The 18,502-nt window shown below is 69.8% G+C and carries 19 protein-coding genes; 13 read left to right on the top strand and 6 right to left on the bottom strand.

The window, feature by feature from the left end; translation table 11 throughout:
• Positions 1–3: 3 nt before the first annotated feature.
• The 11 genes from ACWGID_RS34640 (at position 4) to ACWGID_RS34590 (ending at position 12,149) form a co-directional block, all read left to right on the top strand.
• Positions 4–738: a hypothetical protein gene (locus ACWGID_RS34640; protein ID WP_452203559.1), complete on the top strand. Its 735-nt coding sequence runs from the start codon at positions 4–6 to the stop codon at positions 736–738.
• A gap of 96 nt (positions 739–834) precedes the next feature.
• The gene (gene serB, locus ACWGID_RS34635) at positions 835–2,052 is read left to right on the top strand and encodes a phosphoserine phosphatase SerB (protein WP_452203558.1); all 1,218 of its coding nucleotides are present in this window, start codon (positions 835–837) and stop codon (positions 2,050–2,052) included.
• A gap of 28 nt (positions 2,053–2,080) precedes the next feature.
• Positions 2,081–3,349, top strand: coding sequence for a phosphoserine phosphatase SerB (gene serB, locus ACWGID_RS34630; protein WP_452203557.1), 1,269 nt, complete (start codon positions 2,081–2,083; stop codon positions 3,347–3,349).
• Between the two features lie 57 nt (positions 3,350–3,406).
• Positions 3,407–4,753, top strand: a complete 1,347-nt coding sequence (locus tag ACWGID_RS34625) for a glycoside hydrolase family 16 protein (protein WP_452203556.1) — start codon at positions 3,407–3,409, stop codon at positions 4,751–4,753.
• 18 nt (positions 4,754–4,771) lie between these two features.
• Positions 4,772–5,500, top strand: a complete 729-nt coding sequence (locus ACWGID_RS34620; protein ID WP_452203555.1) for a hypothetical protein — start codon at positions 4,772–4,774, stop codon at positions 5,498–5,500.
• Positions 5,501–5,518: 18 nt separating this feature from the next.
• Positions 5,519–6,571, top strand: a complete 1,053-nt coding sequence (locus ACWGID_RS34615) for a cyanophycinase (protein ID WP_452203554.1) — start codon at positions 5,519–5,521, stop codon at positions 6,569–6,571.
• Between the two features lie 10 nt (positions 6,572–6,581).
• Positions 6,582–9,386, top strand: a complete 2,805-nt coding sequence (gene cphA, locus ACWGID_RS34610; RefSeq protein ID WP_452203553.1) for a cyanophycin synthetase — start codon at positions 6,582–6,584, stop codon at positions 9,384–9,386.
• A gap of 22 nt (positions 9,387–9,408) precedes the next feature.
• The gene (locus tag ACWGID_RS34605) at positions 9,409–9,930 is read left to right on the top strand and encodes a copper chaperone PCu(A)C (RefSeq protein ID WP_452203552.1); all 522 of its coding nucleotides are present in this window, start codon (positions 9,409–9,411) and stop codon (positions 9,928–9,930) included.
• A complete protein-coding gene (locus ACWGID_RS34600; RefSeq protein ID WP_452203551.1) occupies positions 9,927–11,090 on the top strand; it encodes a Dyp-type peroxidase in 1,164 nt (387 codons plus the stop codon). Before ACWGID_RS34605 ends, ACWGID_RS34600 begins: the two co-directional genes overlap by 4 nt.
• A gap of 53 nt (positions 11,091–11,143) precedes the next feature.
• Positions 11,144–11,434: a sigma factor gene (locus ACWGID_RS34595; protein WP_452203550.1), complete on the top strand. Its 291-nt coding sequence runs from the start codon at positions 11,144–11,146 to the stop codon at positions 11,432–11,434.
• Positions 11,424–12,149: a hypothetical protein gene (locus tag ACWGID_RS34590; protein ID WP_452203549.1), complete on the top strand. Its 726-nt coding sequence runs from the start codon at positions 11,424–11,426 to the stop codon at positions 12,147–12,149. The genes ACWGID_RS34595 and ACWGID_RS34590 overlap by 11 nt, the downstream gene beginning before the upstream one ends.
• Here ACWGID_RS34590 and ACWGID_RS34585 read toward each other — a convergent pair.
• From ACWGID_RS34585 to ACWGID_RS34565, 5 genes are read right to left on the bottom strand one after another with little or no spacing between them, the layout of a single operon-like run.
• The gene (locus tag ACWGID_RS34585) at positions 12,146–12,997 is read right to left on the bottom strand and encodes a hypothetical protein (protein ID WP_452203548.1); all 852 of its coding nucleotides are present in this window, start codon (positions 12,995–12,997) and stop codon (positions 12,146–12,148) included. The two genes, ACWGID_RS34590 and ACWGID_RS34585, sit on opposite strands and share 4 nt — an antisense overlap.
• 48 nt (positions 12,998–13,045) lie before the next feature.
• On the bottom strand, positions 13,046–14,731 hold the full coding sequence (locus ACWGID_RS34580) for a Mur ligase family protein (protein ID WP_452203547.1): 1,686 nt from the start codon (positions 14,729–14,731) through the stop codon (positions 13,046–13,048).
• Entirely contained in the window at positions 14,731–15,507 is a 777-nt protein-coding gene (gene fabI / locus ACWGID_RS34575; RefSeq protein WP_452203546.1) for an enoyl-ACP reductase FabI, read from the bottom strand. The genes ACWGID_RS34580 and fabI overlap by 1 nt, the downstream gene beginning before the upstream one ends.
• Before the next feature lie 21 nt (positions 15,508–15,528).
• The gene (gene fabG / locus ACWGID_RS34570; RefSeq protein ID WP_452203545.1) at positions 15,529–16,233 is read right to left on the bottom strand and encodes a 3-oxoacyl-[acyl-carrier-protein] reductase; all 705 of its coding nucleotides are present in this window, start codon (positions 16,231–16,233) and stop codon (positions 15,529–15,531) included.
• Positions 16,234–16,293: 60 nt separating this feature from the next.
• Positions 16,294–16,506, bottom strand: a complete 213-nt coding sequence (locus ACWGID_RS34565) for a dodecin (protein WP_452203544.1) — start codon at positions 16,504–16,506, stop codon at positions 16,294–16,296.
• A gap of 74 nt (positions 16,507–16,580) precedes the next feature.
• On the opposite strand from ACWGID_RS34565, the gene ACWGID_RS34560 reads away from it, so the two are divergent.
• Both ACWGID_RS34560 and ACWGID_RS34555 read left to right on the top strand, forming a co-directional pair.
• On the top strand, positions 16,581–16,952 hold the full coding sequence (locus ACWGID_RS34560; protein ID WP_452203543.1) for a DUF3099 domain-containing protein: 372 nt from the start codon (positions 16,581–16,583) through the stop codon (positions 16,950–16,952).
• A 182-nt stretch (positions 16,953–17,134) separates the two neighbouring features.
• Positions 17,135–17,338, top strand: a complete 204-nt coding sequence (locus ACWGID_RS34555) for a hypothetical protein (RefSeq protein ID WP_452203542.1) — start codon at positions 17,135–17,137, stop codon at positions 17,336–17,338.
• A gap of 107 nt (positions 17,339–17,445) precedes the next feature.
• Here the strand turns inward: ACWGID_RS34555 and moaA are convergent, their stop codons facing one another.
• Positions 17,446–18,465 (bottom strand): GTP 3',8-cyclase MoaA, encoded by a 1,020-nt coding sequence (moaA, locus tag ACWGID_RS34550; protein ID WP_452203541.1) that lies wholly within the window; start codon positions 18,463–18,465, stop codon positions 17,446–17,448.
• Positions 18,466–18,502 lie beyond the last annotated feature (37 nt).

Here is an 18,502-nt window from a genome sequence, read left to right as displayed (position 1 = left end):
GTCGTGTTGACGACCTCCGCCTCGCTCCGGTTCACCGTGTGGACGAACACGATGCTGACCGGCGCCTGTGACCCCGACACCGCCGCGCTGAAGATCCTCGGTGACGACGTCGGTCATCACGTCGCGGGCCTGGCCGGTCATCCGGAGCCGGCGACGCTGCCGGTGGCGCTGAATCTGTTGCGCGCCGCGGGTACGACGCAGGCGCATCTCGCACTGCCGGTTCCCGGCGATCCGATCGGGCTGGCCGGGCCGCCCGCGTTCAACGAGGCCGCGCTCGAAACGGGTGAGGCCGTCGTACTGACCGGGCCGGAGATCGGGCTGGTTCCGTCGTACGTCGGTCCCGCGGTGCAGTGGACCGTGATGGCTGCCGCGAGCCCGATGCCGGCTGATTTCGGCGAGGCGGATCGTGGATTGCGGCTGGCGTTGATCGACGCGGCCGAGTCGCTCGCGGCGCTGGATGTCGCGCGCTGGAAGCCGGAGGTCGCGGACGCGCTGATCGACATTCGCAAGATCGGACGGGGTCGTGGCGACGACCTTGCCCCCGGCTACGAACCGCGGGCTGTGAAGGCGGCTGCGACGGCGCGGCGTTGTCTCGCGATTGCGGATGCGGCGCTCGAGGACGACGGTGCGGCGGTCACCGGAGCGGAGGCCGACGCGCGACGCCGAGCGCTGCTCGAGCTGGCAGCCGCGGCCCGACGGGCCCTGGTCGCAGCCTGCGCACCACCCATCCACGCCTGACACACCAACCATCGCGCCTCAGACATCCAGTGGATGCGCTTGGGATCTGGACCAGTGGGCGGGACGGCATCTCATGTGGGTAGCGTTCGGGGTGCGATGACTGATCTTGGTGAGGTTGAGATCGCGGCGGCTGAGCGGCCGACGCTGCTGGTGACGTTGACGGGGACCGACCGGCCGGGGCTGACCTCGGCGGTGCTCGGGACGCTCGCAACCCGCGGGCTCGAGGTGATCGATGCCGAGCAGGTGGTGCTGCGGGGCCGGCTGGTGCTCGGCGTACTGCTGTCCGCGCCGCGCGATCACAAGGACCTGAAGGACGAACTGAAGGCTCTCGCCGACGTCCTCGACGTCGACATCTCGGTGAAGAAGGGTGTCGGCGACAACGAGCCGCGGCGCCAGGGCCGCAGCCAGGTGACGGTGATCGGGCACCCGTTGTCCGCCGCCGGCCTGGCCGCGATCGCCGGCCGGATCGCCGACACCGGTGCGAACATCGACCGGATCAGCCGGATGGCGCGGTACCCCGTGACCGCCATGGAGATCGCCGTCTCGGGCGCGGATCCGGAGGGGTTGCGGAAGGTGCTCGCCCAGGAAGGGGTCCGGCAGCGGCTCGACGTCGCGGTCCAGGACGGCGGGCTGTACCGGCGGGCCAAGCGGTTGATCGTGATGGACGTCGACTCGACCCTGATCCAGGGCGAGGTGATCGAGATGCTCGCGGCGCACGCGGGCCGGCTGGACGAGGTCGCCGCGGTCACCGAGCAGGCGATGCGGGGCGAGCTGGACTTCGCCGAGTCGTTGCGGCACCGGGTCGCGGCGCTCGAGGGACTGCCGGTGACCGCGCTCGACGAGGTGTTCGCCGCGATCGAGCTGGCGCCGGGTGCGCGGACCTTGGTCCGGACGCTGAAGCGGCTCGGGTACCAGTTCGCGATCGTCAGCGGTGGGTTCAGCCAGATCACCGACAAGCTCGCCGCCGACCTCGGTATCGACTACGCGAAGGCGAACGAGCTCGAGATCGCGGACGGCAGGCTCACCGGACGGGTCGTCGGCGAGATCGTCGACCGGGCGGGCAAGGCGACCGCGCTCCGTGAGTTCGCGCGGCGCGCCGGGACCCCGATCAGCCAGACGGTGGCGATCGGCGACGGCGCGAACGATCTCGACATGCTGGCCGCCGCCGGGCTCGGCGTCGCGTTCAACGCCAAGCCGGTCGTCCGGGCCGCCGCCGACACGCATCTGAGCGTCCCGTACCTCGACACGATCCTGTACCTGCTCGGCATCTCGCGCGAAGAAGTAGAAGCGGCCGACGCCGACAACCCGGCCTGACCCCAGGGCGCCAATACGATCCGTGATCGTGACCATCGAGCAACCCGTCGATCGCCGACCGAAGCTGGTCACCGTCACCGGTCCGAACCAGCCGATGGTCCCGTCGGCCGTGGTGAAGGCCTTCACGGACGAGGGTTTGACCCCGGCCGGAATCAACCACATGGCGGTCGGCGACCGGCTGATGTTCAGCCTGCAGGTCGAGGACGCCGCCGACCGGCTGCAAGGTGCCCTGGATCGCCTAGAGCTGGGACCGGACTTCACGGTCGTCGTCTCGGACGGCGACACCGCGAAAGACGTGCCGACGGACCGCAGTCGGGTGACCGTCTTCGGCGAACAGCTGAGCCCCGCGGGCGTCGCCGCGATCACCGGACAGCTCGCCGGCGCGGGTGGACAGTTCGAACGGATCGAGTCCCTCGCGGCCGACAATGCGGCGTACCAGCTCGATGTGTCGGGCGTGGACGCCAAGACGGTACGTCGGTTGCTGCGCGGACTGCCCGATCTGGAGGGGACCGATATCGCCGTCCAGCCGGGTGCACCGAGCGGGCGGCACCTGATCGTGCTGGACGTCGACCAGACGTTCATCCAGAACGAAGTGATCGAACTGCTGGCCGCCGAGGCGGGCACCGAGGACCGGGTCAAGGAAGTCACGGCGCGCGCGATGGCCGGCGAGCTCGACTTCGAGGAGTCCCTGCACGAGCGGGTCGCGCTGCTCGAAGGGCTGCACGAGGGCGCGTTCGACCGGGTCTACGACAAGATCCAGCTCACGCCGGGTGTCCCGATCATGGTGATGACGGCGCAGGAGGCCGGTGACGAGATCGGGTTGATCAGTGGCGGGTTCACGCAGATCACCGACCGGCTCGCGGACGAGTACGGCATCAAGCGGCAGTACACCGCCGCGAACACGCTGGAGGTTGTCGACGGCAAGCTCACCGGACGGGTGACCGGACCGGTGATCGACCGCGCGGCCAAGGCGACGAAGCTGCGCGAGTTCGCGGACCGGGCGAACATCCCGATGGACCGGACGATCGCGATCGGCGACGGCGCGAACGACCTGGACATGATCGACGCGGCCGCGGTCGGGATCGCCTTCCACGCCAAGCCGATCGTCCGGGACGCCGCACCCGCGACGATCACGCCGCGGGACATGCGGCCGGTGCTGTACATCCGCGGCATCCCGCAGAGCCGGCACGTGCAGCCGAGTTCCGCCGTACCGGCGGCCGACGGGGCGCGGGCACCGCAACAGCGGGCAGGCGGCGATCGGCGAGGACGCGACGTACCAGCCGGCCGCGGCGCATAAACAGCCAGGTGTGACGAGGTGTTGACACTGCGCCGTGAGAGCGCTCACATTTGCCGCATGCGTACCCGCCCCTTTGTGATCGCACTGCTCGCGCCGTTGCTGGCCGTCGTACCACTCGCGTACGCCAGCGTGCCGCCGCCCGCCACCGGGTGGACGACGGTGTGGAGCGACGACTTCGACGGGCCCAGCGGCACCTTGCCGTCGGGCTCCAACTGGATCATCGACACCGGGCACGGCTACCCGGGCGGCCCCGCGAACTGGGGTACCGGTGAGATCCAGAACTACACCAACAGCCCGGACAACCTCGCTCTCGACGGCGCCGGCAACCTGAAGATCACGCCGCGCCGCGACAGCGCCGGCAACTGGACGTCGGCCCGGATCGAGAGCCAGCGCAGCAACTTCAAGCCGCCGTCCGGTGGGGTGCTGGCGATCGAGAGCCGCATCCAGATGCCGAACGTGACCGGTGACGCCGCGCTCGGCTACTGGCCCGCGTTCTGGGCCCTCGGAGCGCCGTACCGCGGCAACTACTGGAACTGGCCGGGCACCGGCGAGTTCGACATCATGGAGAACGTCAACGGGATCAACTCGGTCTGGGGCGTGTTGCACTGCGGCGTGAACCCCGGCGGCCCGTGCAACGAGACCACCGGCCTCGGCGCGAACCGTGCCTGTCCCGGCTCGACCTGCCAGTCCGGTTTCCACACGTACCGCTTCGAGTGGGACACGTCGGTCTCGCCGAACCAGCTCCGGTGGTACGTCGACGGTCAGCAGTTCCACGTCCTCAGTCAGAGCCAGTTCCCGGCCGACACCTGGTCGAACATGACCTCACACGCCGGGTACTTCGTCCTGCTGAACCTGGCGATCGGTGGCGCGTTCCCGGACGCGCTCAACGGTCCGACCCCGCGCGCGTCGACGGTGCCGGGCCATCCGATGGTCGTCGACTACGTGGCGGTGTCGACGAAGGGCGGCGGTACGACGACTCCCCCGCCAGGCAGCACGTCGGCGTACAGCACGTTGCAGGCGGAGTCGTACGGCCAGCAGTCGGGCGTGGGCCTGGAGACCACGACCGACACCGGCGGCGGCCAGAACCTGAAGCAGGTCGGCAACGGTGACTGGGCGCTCTACCGCGGCATCAACTTCGGCAGTACGGCGGCCACGCAGTTCGTGGCCCGGGTCGCCTCCGGGGCCGCGGGTGGGGTCAGCGGGCTGGTCGAAGTACGGCTGGACAGCCGGAGCAACGCGCCGATCGGCAGCTTCGCGATCGGCAACACCGGCGGCTGGCAGTCGTGGCGCACCGTTCCCGCCAACATGTCGGCGGTGACCGGAACGCACGACGTCTACATCACCTTCACCAGTGGCCAACCGGCGGACTTCGTCAACCTCAACTGGTTCACCTTCGGCCACTGACCGCCGTACCGTCGGAAGGTGTTGGCTCTCACTCGCCGTGGTGCGTCGGTGGCGCTCATCGAGGTCCCCGACCCGGTGCCGCTGCCGCATGAAGCGCTCGTGCGAGTCAACACCTTCCCTGTCCTGCACCGCGATCTCGTCGACCTCCCCGACCAGCCCGCGCGTACTCCGCTCGGTCAGGACTTCGCCGGCACACTCGAGCAATACCCGGCCGTCATCGAGCCGACAGCGAAGCTCAGCGCCGTCCTGACCGCTCGGGTCATCGGCACGGTCCCGCGCGGCGCCTGGGCCGAACTCGTCGCGGTCCCGGACACCCGGCTCGCAGGGCTCCCGGACAACGTCGGTGACGTCCAGGGCTGTGTCCTCCCGACCGCCGGACTCGCCGCTTGGCGAGCGCTCGAGCTCGGCGGATTCCTGGTCGGCAAACAGGTCCTCGTCACTGGTGCTCGCGGTGCCGTCGGGCGGATCGCCTGCCAACTGGCCGCGCTCGCGGGTGCCCACGTGACCGCGTTCGTGCGGCCGGGTGAGCGGCGGCCGCGCAGTTACCGCCCGCTGCACCACATCCCCGGCGCCGAGATCGTCACGGAGTTCCTGCCGGGTCGGTTCGACCTCGTCATCGAGACCGTCGGCGGCGACGTCCTCGGTGAGGCGATCGAGTACGTCGAGCCGCGCGGACTGCTCGTCTCCGTCGAGGGGCGGGCCGTTCTGCGGGTCGGGGCGACCGGATTGCGGTCCGAGCAGGGGTAAGCACCTATCCTTCGGCTTATGTCTGAACTGCAGGGTGGGCCGGGTGCCCTGTTCGCGATCGGTGGCGCCGAGGACAAGCTGAAGAAGCGGACGGTGCTGCAGGAGTTCGTCGACGCCGCCGGCGGCTCCAAGGCGCGGATCGTGGTCGTCCCCACGGCGTCCTCGCTCGGGCCCGACGTCATCGATGTGTACCGCGCGCTGTTCGCCGCGCTCGGTGCCGAGAGCGTGGTCGGCGTCCGCCCGGAGAACCGGGAGGACGCGGACGACCCGGCGTTCATCGCCCCGCTGAATGACGCGACCGGGATCTTCATGACCGGTGGCAACCAGCTCAAGCTCGCCGGTGTCGTCACCGGTACGGCGTTCGGTCGCGCGGTCACCGCCGCGCACTCCCGGGGCGCGGCCGTCGGCGGTACGTCGGCCGGCGCCAGCATCCTGGCCGAGCACATGATCGCCTTCGGCCGTTCCGGCGCGACCCCGCGGCAGCGGATGAGCCAGCTGTCCGGTGGTCTCGGCCTGGTCCAGGGCGCGATCGTCGACCAGCACTTCGCCCAGCGGAACCGGTACGGCCGCCTGCTGTCGCTCGTCGCGCAGTCCCCCGGCCTCCTCGGGATCGGCGTCGACGAGGACACTGCTGCAGTCGTCCGTGGCAGTCACCTGGAGGTCGTCGGTCGTGGCGCCGTGACGATCTTCGACGGCAGCCGGATCACCTCGAACGCGCACTATGCGAAGCGCTCGGAGCCGATCCTCGCGTCCGGTGTCGTCCTGCACGTGCTGCCGGCCACCGCGACGTTCGACCTGCAGAACCGGGTGCTGCTGTCGTACGGTCCGCAGCCGCCCGCCGAGGAGATCGCCGAGATGGCGGCCGCCGAGGCGGATCTGCGCAAGCTGGCCAGGGAAATCGCCGCCGAAGGGGTGTCACCGAGGTACTACGCGGAGCGGAAGCGGCGGGAGGGTCGTCGTACCAAGACGAATAAAACTGGCGCTGTCGGGGAATCCAGACCGGAGGCGACCGAGCCGATCACGGCCGGCGCCGACCCCGATCTCCCCGACCGCACGCGACCAGAACAGTGACCCCCAACGGATGACCGACTCCCACGGCACGCCCTCCCCCGACCTGAAGATCATCGAGACCCGCGTCTACCGCGGCCCCAACGTCTGGAGCTACGACCCGGCGATCCACCTGGTCGTCGACCTCGGCTCGCTGGAGAACTTCCCGTCGAACACGATCCCCGGCTTCACCGAGCGGTTGCTCGAGGACCTGCCGCGGCTCGACCAGCACCACTGCTCGCGCGGCCGCCGCGGCGGGTTCATCGAGCGCCTGCACGAAGGCACCTGGCTCGGCCACATCGCCGAGCACGTCGCGCTGCAGCTCCAGCAGGAGGCCGGCCACGACATGCGGCGCGGCAAGACGCGACAGGTCAAGGGCTCGCCCGGCGTCTACAACATCACTTACGCGTACGCCGACGAGTCGGTCGGTCTCGCCGCGGGTGAGCTCGCCGTACGGTTCGTGAACCAGCTCGTCCAGCCGGATCCGCAGTTCGACTTCACGACCGAGCTCGAGCGGTTCATCAAGCAGGCCGAGCGGACCGCGTTCGGGCCGTCGACGCAGGCGATCGTGGACGAGGCCGTGTCCCGGGACATTCCGTGGATCCGGCTGAACAAGGCCAGCCTGGTGCAGCTCGGCCAGGGCGTGCACGCGAAGCGGATCCGGGCCACGATGACGTCCGAGACCGGGTCGATCGCGGTGGACGTCGCGAGCGACAAGGACCTGACCACGCGGCTGCTCGCGTCGGCCGGTCTGCCGGTGCCGCGGTCGGAGTCGATCCGCACCGTCGAGGAGGCCGTCAGCGTCGCGAACAAGATCGGCTACCCGGTTGTCTGCAAGCCGCTGGACGGCAACCACGGGCGTGGCGTCTGCCTGAACCTGCTGGACGCCGACGCGGTCCGGGAGGCGTTCCCGATCGCCGCCGAGCAGTCCCGGCGCGGGTACGTGATCGTGGAGAACTTCGTCACCGGCAAGGACTACCGGTGCCTGATCATCAACGGCCGGATGGAGGCGATCGCCGAACGCGTGCCCGCGCACGTCGTCGGGGACGGCCTCCACACCGTCGCCGAACTGGTCGACATCACCAACGCCGACCCGCGCCGCGGTGTCGGCCACGAGAAGATCCTGACCCGGATCACGATCAACAACGCGGCCCGGGCGCTGGTCCGCGACCAGGGGTTCGAGCTGGACGACGTACCGCCGGAGGACGAGATGGTGAAGCTGACGCTCACCGGCAACATGTCCACCGGTGGGATCTCCATCGACCGTACCTGGGAGGCGCACCCGGAGAACGTCGAGATCGCCGAGGAGGCGGCCCGGATGATCGGGCTCGACATCGCCGGCATCGACTTCATCTGCCCGGACATCACCCAGCCGGTGCGCGAGACCGGCGGCGCGATCTGCGAGGTGAACGCGGCGCCCGGGTTCCGGATGCACACCAACCCGACGATCGGCGAACCGCAGTACATCGCGAAGCCGGTCGTCGACATGCTGTTCCCGCCGGGCGCGACCAGCCGGATCCCGATCGTCGCGGTAACCGGGACGAACGGCAAGACCACCACGGCGCGGATGATCAGCCACGTGTTCAAGGGCCTCGGCCGCAAGGTCGGGATGACGTCGACCGACGGCATCGTGATCGACGAGCGGCTGGTGATCCGCCAGGACGCGTCCGGCCCGAAGTCCGCGCGGATGGTGCTGCAGAACCCGCGCGTCGACTTCGCGGTGTTCGAGGTGGCCCGGGGCGGGATCCTGCGCGAAGGGCTCGGGTACGAGCGCAACGACGTCGCCGTCGTCCTGAACGTCCAGCCGGATCACCTCGGCCTGCGCGGGATCGACACGCTGGAGCAGCTCGCCGACGTCAAGGCGGTGCTGGTCGAGGCGGTTCCGCGGACGGGGTACGCCGTACTGAACGCCGACGACCCGCTGGTGCGCAAGATGCGGCGGAAGTGTTCGGGGCAGGTCGTGTGGTTCAGCATGGCCGAGCCGGGCAGCGAGGTCCGCGACTACATCGAGGGGCACTGCCGGCGCGGTGGTCGCGCTGTCGTCCTGGAGCGGTCGGATCTCGGCGACATGATCGTGGTGAAGCACGGGCGGCGGTCGATGCAGCTCGCGTGGACACACTTGCTGCCGGCGACGTTCGGCGGGCGGGCGATGATGAACGTGCAGAACGCGATGGCGGCCGCCGCCGCGGCGTTCGCGGCCGGCGCGCCGCTGCACGACATCCGGCAGGGCCTGCGGACGTTCAGTACGTCGTACTACCTGTCCCCCGGGCGGTTGAACGAGATCGACGTCGACGGGCGGAGCGTGATCGTCGACTACTGCCACAACGCGCCGGCGATGCGGATGCTCGGCGACTTCGTGGACCGGATCGGCGAGAGCCTGAGCGCGTCGTCGGAGGTCGGGCGGCCGTCGCGGATCGGTGTGGTCGCGACCGCGGGCGACCGGCGCGACGACGACATCCGCGAGCTCGGTGAGGTCGCGGCCCAGCACTTCGACGTGGTCGTCGTCCGCGAGGACGTCCGGTTGCGTGGGCGCAAGCGCGGCGAGTCGGCGGAGCTGGTGGTGGCCGGTGTGAAGGCCGCGATGGACAACGGTGCGCGGTGCCGCCGGGTGGACGTGGTCCTCGACGAGCTGGACGCCGTACGGTTCGCGCTGGAGCTGTCGAACCCGGGTGATCTCGTCGTGCTCTGCGTCGACCAGCACCAGCAGGTACTGGCCGAGCTCGAGTCGGTGTCGCACCTGGCCCAGGCCGGCGCCCGGTCGGGCGACGAGGGCGGCGACCCGGACTTCGTCAAGCCCGACGAAGAGATCACAGAAGAGGCTGCCCGGGAACTTGCCTAGGGCAAGCCTCGTTGCCCGTTGCGTGAAGACGAAGTTGCTGACGGCCGCGCTCGTCGCGGCCCTGCCGATCCTGGTGTCCGCCTGCGGTTCCAACGAACCCAAGCCTGCTGTGCAGGAAGCCGTGACAACTCCAGGCATCCTGATCGAGGACGCCTGGGTACGGTCGACCGCCGGTACGAAGGACACCACGATGACGGCCGCGTTCCTGTCGCTGACCAACCCCGGCACCACGGACGTGAAGTTGACCTCGGCAACTTCTCCGGCCGCCGGTGTGGTCCAGCTGCACGAGATGGCGATGCAGGGCGGCAAGATGGTGATGCGCGAGAAGGCCGGCGGGATCACGGTCCCGGCCGGCTCGCACACGCACCTCTCCCCCGGCGGCGACCACATCATGTTGATGTCCCTCAAGCAGGCGCTCGCGCCCGGTGACGAAGTACCGCTGACGCTCAAGTTCTCCGACAACACGACGCACGACCTGAAGGTGCCGGTGAAGGCCTTCACCGAGGAGGAAGAGCACTACCACCCCACCCCGACGAGCAAGTGACCAGTAGACGGCAGTTCTTCGGGTACGCCGGGGCTGCGGCCGCCGGTGCCGCAGCAACCGGCGGTGTTGTTGCTCTGAGCACCGACGGCAGCAAGGAGCAGCCGGTCTCGCGGACGATCTCGCCGTACGGCGACCATCAGCCGGGGATCGCCCGCGCGGCGTCGGCGGCGAATGAACTGGTGGCGTTCAAGCTCGGGACCGATCGCGCGGGACTCGGGCGGTTGCTGCGGTTGTGGAGCAGCGACATCGTCGCGCTGGCCGACGGGCGGGCGGCGCCCGGGGACACCGCGCCGGAGCTCGCGGTGGCGAACAAGGGCCTGACCGTGACGGTCGGCTTCGGCCCGCGGGTGTTCACGCTGACCGGACAGAAGCCGATCGGCCTGGACGACATCCCGGTGATGCGCCACGACCGGCTGCAGCCCGCCTGGTCCGGCGGGGACCTTCTCGTGATGGTCGCCGCCGACGACGCGGTGAGCGTGGTGCACGCAGTACGCCGGCTGACCGCGGACGCGAAGCCCTTCGCCACCCCGGTCTGGCGTCAGACCGGCTTCTGGGACGGCACAGGCGCCGACGGCAAACCCGTCACCGGCCGCAACCTCTTCGGCCAGGTCGACGGCACCGGCAACCCCACCTTCGGTACGCCGGAATTCGACCAGACCGTCTGGTCGAGCGACGGCCCCGACTGGTTCCGCGGCGGCACGATGCTCGTCGTCCGCCGGATCCGGATGAACCTCGACACCTGGGACGAACTGACCCGCTCCGAACAGGAACGCGCCGTCGGCCGCAAACTCGCCACCGGCGCGCCTCTCACCGGCACCGCCGAGCACGACGAGCTCGACCTCGAGGCCCGCGACGCCGACGGCCGCCCGGTGATCGCGCAGAACGCCCATGCCCGCCTCTCGCACCATTCCGAGAACGATGGCCGCCGGATCTTCCGCAAGGGCCTGAACTACGTCCAGGACACCGGCGCCACCCGCGAGTCCGGCCTGGTCTTCCTGAGCCACCAGGCGAGCATCTCCAGCCAGTTCCTCCCCCTGCTGACCCGCCTGGACGCCGCCGACGCATTGAACGAGTGGACCACCACCATCGGCTCGGCCGTCTTCGCCCTGCCGCCCGGCTTCCAGCCCGGCGGCTGGCTGGGCCAGAAACTTCTCGGCTGACCTGTCACCCTGCGACGCTGTTCAAGGCGTTCAAGGGGCATGAGGGGATGCCGATGAGACCGGACGACGACTTCGACGACTTCGTGCGGGCGCGATGGACCGCGACCGCGCGGCTCGCCTACGCGCTCACCTTGGACCATCAGAAGGCCGAGGACCTGGCGCAGGAGGCGTTCACGAGGCTGTGGTTCCACTGGCGCAAGCTGAAGGGCGGCAGCCCCGAGGGGTACCTGCGCAAGATCGTCACCACCAAGTTCCTGTCCGGCCGGCGCCGGCGCTGGAGCGGCGGTTCGACACCCCTGATGAGCTGGCCGAGCTGGCCGAAGGAGGGATCCGATGACCGATGACCTCAGCACCAAGTTCGCCGTACTGACCGAGGACCGGCCCGAGCCCGCGGACCCCGCGGTCGCGATCCGGCGGCGGATCAAGCGCCGTCGGCAGCGTCGCCGGACCGTGGCCGCGTCCGTGACCGCGGTGGTCGCGACGGCCGCCGTCGTGGTGACCAGTTCGGTCCTCGGCCAACTGCACTCGGCCGAGCCGGGCGTGGCGACCTCTCCCACCGCGAAGCCCAGCACGAGGAGCACCACGCTCGAGTACACCTACACGCCGCTCCCCGAGCCCTGGTCCGAGGAGGCGGCGTTCACGAAGCAGCCGGAGTCGCTCAAGTACGCGCCGGCCTTCTACGTGACCAGCGGCAGCATCCCGAACGAGAGCTGGGCCGTCGCGGCCTACAACCGCAACAAGTCCTGCCTGATCGTGACCGACGAGGGCCCGGCGAAGAGCTTCGGTGGGGCCAACGGTTGCTCCGCGGACTGGCCGTCGCGCCAGGGCGTCCGATACCAGACCACACCGGCGAACGTGCCGAACCTCGGATCACCGGCCAACCTGACCCTGATTATGGGTGCAGTGTCCGTCGATGCCCGCACGGTGCGGATCACCGCAGGCGGCAAGAGCTACACCGCTCCCGCGGTCGGCACACCGGTCACAACGGCGTTCCGGTTCTTCGCGCTCGTCGTCCCCGCCGGCGAGTCCGACATCACCGCGGTCACCGCGACGAGCTAGGAGGCAGGCTGACGACGCGGGAGGATCCGGCGACGCGGGTCCTCCTGGTCGATCCAGTCGAGGTCGTCGGACAGTACGGCGTCGTTCGAGCGGTCGGCGTACGGGTCCGGCGGGGGCGGCGGTGGCGGCAGGGCGCGCAGCTTGAGCGCGGTCATCGGGATCGCCAGCAGTACGCCGACGACCAGCCACGGCCAGTACTCGCGCAGCATCGGCTCGAAGGACTGGAAGAACGCCTCGGTGGACGCGTCGCCGACCGCGTCCATCGTCTTGCCGGACGAGTTGCTGACCAGCCGGACCGACTCGACGACACCGAACGACACCAGGTAGAAGCCGATCAGCGGGAGCCACGACCCGACCGAGCGCCACCCGCGCTTCCAGCAGGCGACGTACAGCAGCAGCGCGAGACCGGCACCGACGAGCAGCCCGTTGAGCTGCCACAGCCAGCGCCACTCGGTCAGCTGTTCGGCCGGGCGGAGCGCCGTCCAGGCGACCGGCAGCGCCAGCGCGAACGCCGCGACCACCGAACTCTTGGTGCCCAGGGCACCGAAGAACCCGCCGAGAGCGCTTGCCACCAGCAACGTGATCAGCAGGTTCCGGTCGGCGAACGAGTTCCCGCTCAGGCACCACAGACCCCCGGCGACTACCAGCACCAGCGGTACGGCGATCCGGATCCGCGCGACCAGCAACCCGGCGAGCACGCCACCCGCGAAGCCGCCGAGCAGCACCAAGTCGACCCGGGGCGGCACGAACATCGTCGTACCCTCCGGCAACCCCTTCAGGTACGTCGCGGAGAAGCCGCCCACGAACCAGGCGACCACCGCGGCCGGGACCGACCACAGGTAGCGCATCGCAACCCCGTTCCCGCCCCAACCGGTCCGTGCTGGGGGCGGACGGGGCTAGTGCTGGGCTTTCTCGACCTTGCTCTTCAAGGTCTCCGGTGTGTCGACAGTAGCTCCCTCGGACCGCAACCAGGCGTCAAGACTCGCCCGATGCTGCAGAGACATCACCGCCACCACGTCCCCGGTCCGCGCCTCGGCGGCGAGCGCCTGCGCCGCCGCCGTCTCGGTCGGATACGCCGGTACGTCGTCCACGCCGACCGACGCGGCTCCCGCCCGGAACACCGCCTCGAGCTCCTCCGGCGGCCGCCCGCGCAAGTAGTCGTCCTTGTGCCCGATCGCGATCCGGTCGGTCGCCCGCGCACCCATCGCACCGAGCGCCGCGACCATGTCGTCGGAGCGGTCACCGGGCGAGCCGAGCGCGAGCATCAGCCGGCCACCCTCCGGCCGGACACCGTTCATGATCTCGAGCAGCGCTTCCAGCCCGGCCTCGTTGTGGGCGAGGTCGATGACGACGGTGAAGTCGCGCAGCGAGTACATGTTCATCCGGCCGGGGTTGTTCTCGTTCGGGGCGAACGTGCTCAGCCCCTCGATCACCGCCGCCCGCGGCAGCCCGAGCCCGAGCGCCGCCGACGCCGCGGCCAGCGTGTTCTCCACGTTGTAGTGCGACAGCCCGGACAGCGTCATCGGTACGTCGACGACCTTGAGCAGCGGCTCCGGGTCGCGAGAGTTGTCGAGCACCGTGACGAACCCGTCGAGCACGGTCGTCGCCCGGCCGCCCGCGTCCAGCACGGTCCGGATCGACGGCGAGTCGGGGTCCCGCGAGAACACCCAGCACTTGGCCGGCGAACCGAGCCGCATCGCGAACGTCCGCGGGTCGTCGCCGTTCACCACGCACCAGCCGCGCGGGCGGGTGATCTGGGTGATGACCGCCTTCACCTCGGCGAGCTGGTCGATGGTGTCGATCCCGCCCAGACCGAGGTGGTCCGCGCTGACGTTGGTGACCACCGAGACGTCGTTGTACGCGACGCCGATGCCGCGGCGCAGGATCCCGCCGCGGGCGGTCTCGGTCACCGCGAGCTCGATCCCGGGCTGGGACAGCACCTGTCCCGCGCCGCTCGGACCCGAGAAGTCGCCGTACTTCACCAGTTCGCCGTCGAAGTAGACGCCGTCGGTGCTGGACCAGCCGACGTGCAGGCCGGCGGCGCGGCCGATGTGCGCGATCATCCGCGACGTCGTGGTCTTGCCGTTCGTGCCGGTGACCGCGACGACCGGCACCTTCGGCCGGATCGTCGGCGGCGGGTTGCCGGGCGGCTCGTCCCGCACCCGCTCACCCACAGCCGTGAACAGCTCGGACAGGTCCTCGGAACCGAACGCGTCCAGGACCTCGACGATCGCCGCGCCGAGCGCCCGCGCCCGGCCCTCGTGCGCCCACGGGAACGCCACCACGAGCCGCCGTACGTCGGCCTCGGGGCGCACCCGGACGCCGATCCGCCCGATCCCCGCCTCGCGCGCGATCCGGCGTACGACGTGACCCGCGACCCGGATCGCGAACCGCTGCCGGAATCCGGACCCGATCCGGCCCGGGCGCGTGCTGCCGAGACCGATCGCCTGCGCGTACGCCTTCGCCGCCGGGGAGGGGGCGTCCACGAGCGCCGACACGTCGAGGGTCAGCTTGACCGCGGCGCGGCTGAAGTAGAGGTTGGCTCCGTCCAGGACGCGGAGCTCGACGAGAGAAGTGGCCACTACGCTCCCATCGCGTGGTAGCCACCGTCGACGTGCACGATCTCGCCGGTGGTCGCGGGGAAGAAGTCACTGAGCAGGCCGACGATCGTACGGCCGGTCGGCTCCAGGTCGGACGGGTCCCAGCCCAGCGGGGCGCGGTCCAGCCACGGCTCCTCGAACTTCTCGAAGCCCGGGATCGCCTTCGCGGCCAGCGTCTTCAGCGGACCGGCCGACACCAGGTTGCAGCGGATCCCCTGTGCGCCGAGATCGCGCGCCAGGTACCGGTTGGTGGACTCCAGGGCCGCCTTGGCGACCCCCATCCAGTCGTACCCGGGCCAGGCGACGGTCGCGTCGAACGTCATCCCGACGACGCTGCCACCGCGGCCCATCAGCGGCGCGCAGGTGACGGCCAGCGCCTTCAGGCTGTACGCCGACACGTGCACCGCCTGCGCCACATCGTCCCACGGCCCGTCCAGGAACTTGCCGCCGAGGATCGTCTCCGGGTTGCCGTAGGCGATCGAGTGCACGACGCCGTCGAGCCCGTCGACGTGCTCGCGGACGGCATCCGGGAGCGCGGCCAGGTGCTCGGCGTTCGTGACGTCGAGCTCCAGCACCGGCGGCTCGGTCGGCAGCCGCTTCGCGATCCGCTTGGTGATGCTCAGCGCACGGCCGAAGTTGGAGATCAGCACGGTCGCACCCTGCTCCTGCGCCACTTTCGCGGTCGCGAAACCGATCGAGGAGTCGAGCGTGACGCCCGCGACCAGGATGCGTTTGCCGTCGAGGATGCCCACCGGCATGCCCTTTCTCGTCGAGATGAGTTAGTTGCCCATGCCGATGCCGCCGTCGACCGGGATCACCGCACCGGTGATGTACCCGGCCTCCTCCGACGACAACCAGCGGACCGCGTTCGCGATCTCCTCGCTGAGCCCGAACCGGCCGAGCGGGATCTGGCTCAGGTACTGCTTCTGGGTGTCTTCCGGCAGCACCGCGGTCATGTCGGTCTCGACGAACCCGGGGGCGACCACGTTCGCGGTGATGCCCCGGCTGCCGAGCTCGCGCGCGATCGACCGGGCCATCCCGATCAGGCCGGACTTGCTGGCCGCGTAGTTCACCTGGCCCGGCGAGCCCAGCAGGCCGACCACCGAGGAGATGAACACGATCCGGCCCTTGCGCAACCGCAGCATGCCCTTCGCGGCGCGCCGGGCGACCCGGAACGAGCCGGTCAGGTTGGTCTGCAGCACCGTGTCCCAGTCGTCGTCGGACATCCGCAGCAGCAGGGTGTCGCGGGTGATGCCGGCGTTGGCCACCAGCACCTCGACCGGGCCCTGCTGCTCCTGGACGGTCTCGAAGGCAGCGTCGACCTGCTCCTGGTCGGTGATGTCGCACTTGACCGCCAGGAAACCCTCCGGCGGCGGGCTGGAGTTGTAGGTCACGGCGACCTGGTCACCGGCCTCCTTGAACGCCGTGGCGATCGCCAGCCCGATCCCCCGGTTGCCTCCGGTCACCAGCACAGACCTGCCCACAAGCCCTCCTCACGTCGTCGGTCGGAGGAACGCTATCCCACTGGGGCCGGAGGTTCGGAGTCAGGAGTCTTCGAGGCGGAAGCCCACCTTCATACCCACCTGGTAGTGGTCGATCTCGTTGTCGACGAGGTGGCCGCGGATCTCGGTGACCTCGAACCAGTCGAGGTGCCGCAGGGTCTCGCCGGCCCGGGCGAGGCCGTTGGTGATGGCCTGGTTCACGCCCTCTTTCGAGGTGCCGACGATCTCGGTGACGCGGTAGGTGCGATCGGTCATTGCGACGTTCCTCTCCATCCAGCTGCGCGCGGGCGGACGACGCGGCGTACCGTTGTTCTTGCTGAGGAGGATAGATGTCAAGACGCCATGAGCGGAGTGGCGAGCACGTCGTTTCGGTGACGAGCGCGCAGCCGGGGCGGTCCGAGGACCTGGACAGCCGGATCGTGCGCTACGCGTGGATGATGTCGATCCGGATCGTGTGCTTCGTCCTCGCGGTCCTGACCCCGTCGCCGTGGCGCTGGCTGTTCGTCGTCGGCGCGATCGCCCTGCCGTACTTCGCGGTGGTGCTGGCGAACGCCCATCGGTCGACGACGGAGCCCGCCGCGGACCCCTATGTGGCGCCCGCGCGGCCCGCGATCGGGGAGCGTCCGACGGTCGTCGTACCTGCCGAGGAAGAGGCTCGTCAGGAGCCCCGTGACGACCTTCGGACCGACACCGAAAAGTGATCTGGGCCGGGACTGGAAAACTTGTGCTGATCCGTGTCAGAATCTCCCGCGTGCTCTGAAGTTCACGAGTGGAATTCAGAGACTTGATGCGGCGTCGGACGGCTCCCCCCGTGGCTGTCCGACGTCGCTTCATTTTGTCCGGGCTTTTGATTACTTGAGGCATCAGGAATGCAGAGGAATGGATGACTGAACACGCCTCACCGGCCGTCTGCTCGGCCAACGGCTGCGGCAACGCCGCCACCTGGTCCCTGCTGTGGAACAACCCGAAGATCCACACCCCGGACCGGCGGAAGACCTGGCTCGCCTGCGACGAACACAAGGAGAGCTTGTCCGACTTCCTCGGCCGGCGGTCATTCCTGCGCGAGGTCGAACCATTCACGGGGTGAATGCGCGACACCGAAAAAGTACATTTCCGGATTGGGCCGGTATCGCAACCGGTATCACTACAGCTATCGCGACAGGTTTCGCGACAGGTTTCGCGACCTGTTCGGCCTCAGCCGCCGATCGCTGACATCGGCCGCGCCGGTTGCAGGAAGCTCGGGTCGTTGATGCCGTGACCCGGCAGTTTGTTCCGCATCGCGCGCCGCCAGCGGTCGGCCAGTTCGGCGTCGTCGGCCCCGTCCCGCAGCGCGCTCCGCAGGTCGGACTCGGTGCGCGCGAACAGGCAGTCCCGGATCTGGCCGTCGGCGGTCAGCCGGACCCGGTCGCAGTCACCGCAGAACGGCCGGGTGACCGACGCGATGATGCCGACCGTCTGCGGACCGCCGTCGATCAGGAACGACTCGGCCGGGGCGCTCCCGCGTTTCGACGCGTCGTCCGGGGTGAGCGCGAACCGGGCGCCGAGTTTGTCGAGGATCTCGTCGGCGGTGACCATCGTCGACCGGTCCCAGCCGTGTTGCGCGTCCAGCGGCATCTGCTCGATGATCCGCAGTTCGTACCCGCGCTCGAGGCAGAACTCCAGCAATTGCGGCGCTTGCTCGTCGTTCACGCCGCGCATGAGGACCGCGTTCACCTTGACCGGCGTGAGACCGGCGTCGTGGGCGGCCTCGAGACCGGCGATCACGTCCTTCAACCGGTCCCGGCGGGTGAGCCGCTGGAAGGTCTCCTGGTCGACCGTGTCGAGGCTCACATTCACCCGATCCAGGCCGGCCTCCTTCAGGGCCCCGGCCTGCCGGGAGAGTCCGATCCCGTTGGTGGTCAGCGACACCTCCGGGCGGGGCGCGAGGGCCGTCGTACGGGCGACGATGCCGACCAGACCGCGGCGCAGCAGCGGTTCGCCGCCGGTGAAGCGGATCTCGTTCACACCGAGGTGGGTCACGGCCACCGAGACCAGGCGGACCACCTCGTCGTCGGTGAGCAGCTCGGGCTTGGCGAGCCAGTCGAGGCCCTCCTCCGGCATGCAGTACGTGCAGCGCAGATTGCAGCGGTCGGTGAGCGAGACGCGGAGGTCCGTGGCGACCCGGCCGTAGCGGTCCGCCAGCCCCGTCGCCGTGACTTCCTCGATCGCCGTCATCCCCTCAGCGTACGTGCCGCGCGTCGGGCATTTCAGG

Source organism: Kribbella sp. NPDC054772 (genome assembly GCF_053611945.1).
This window is presented reverse-complemented; position numbering and strand designations above follow the sequence as displayed.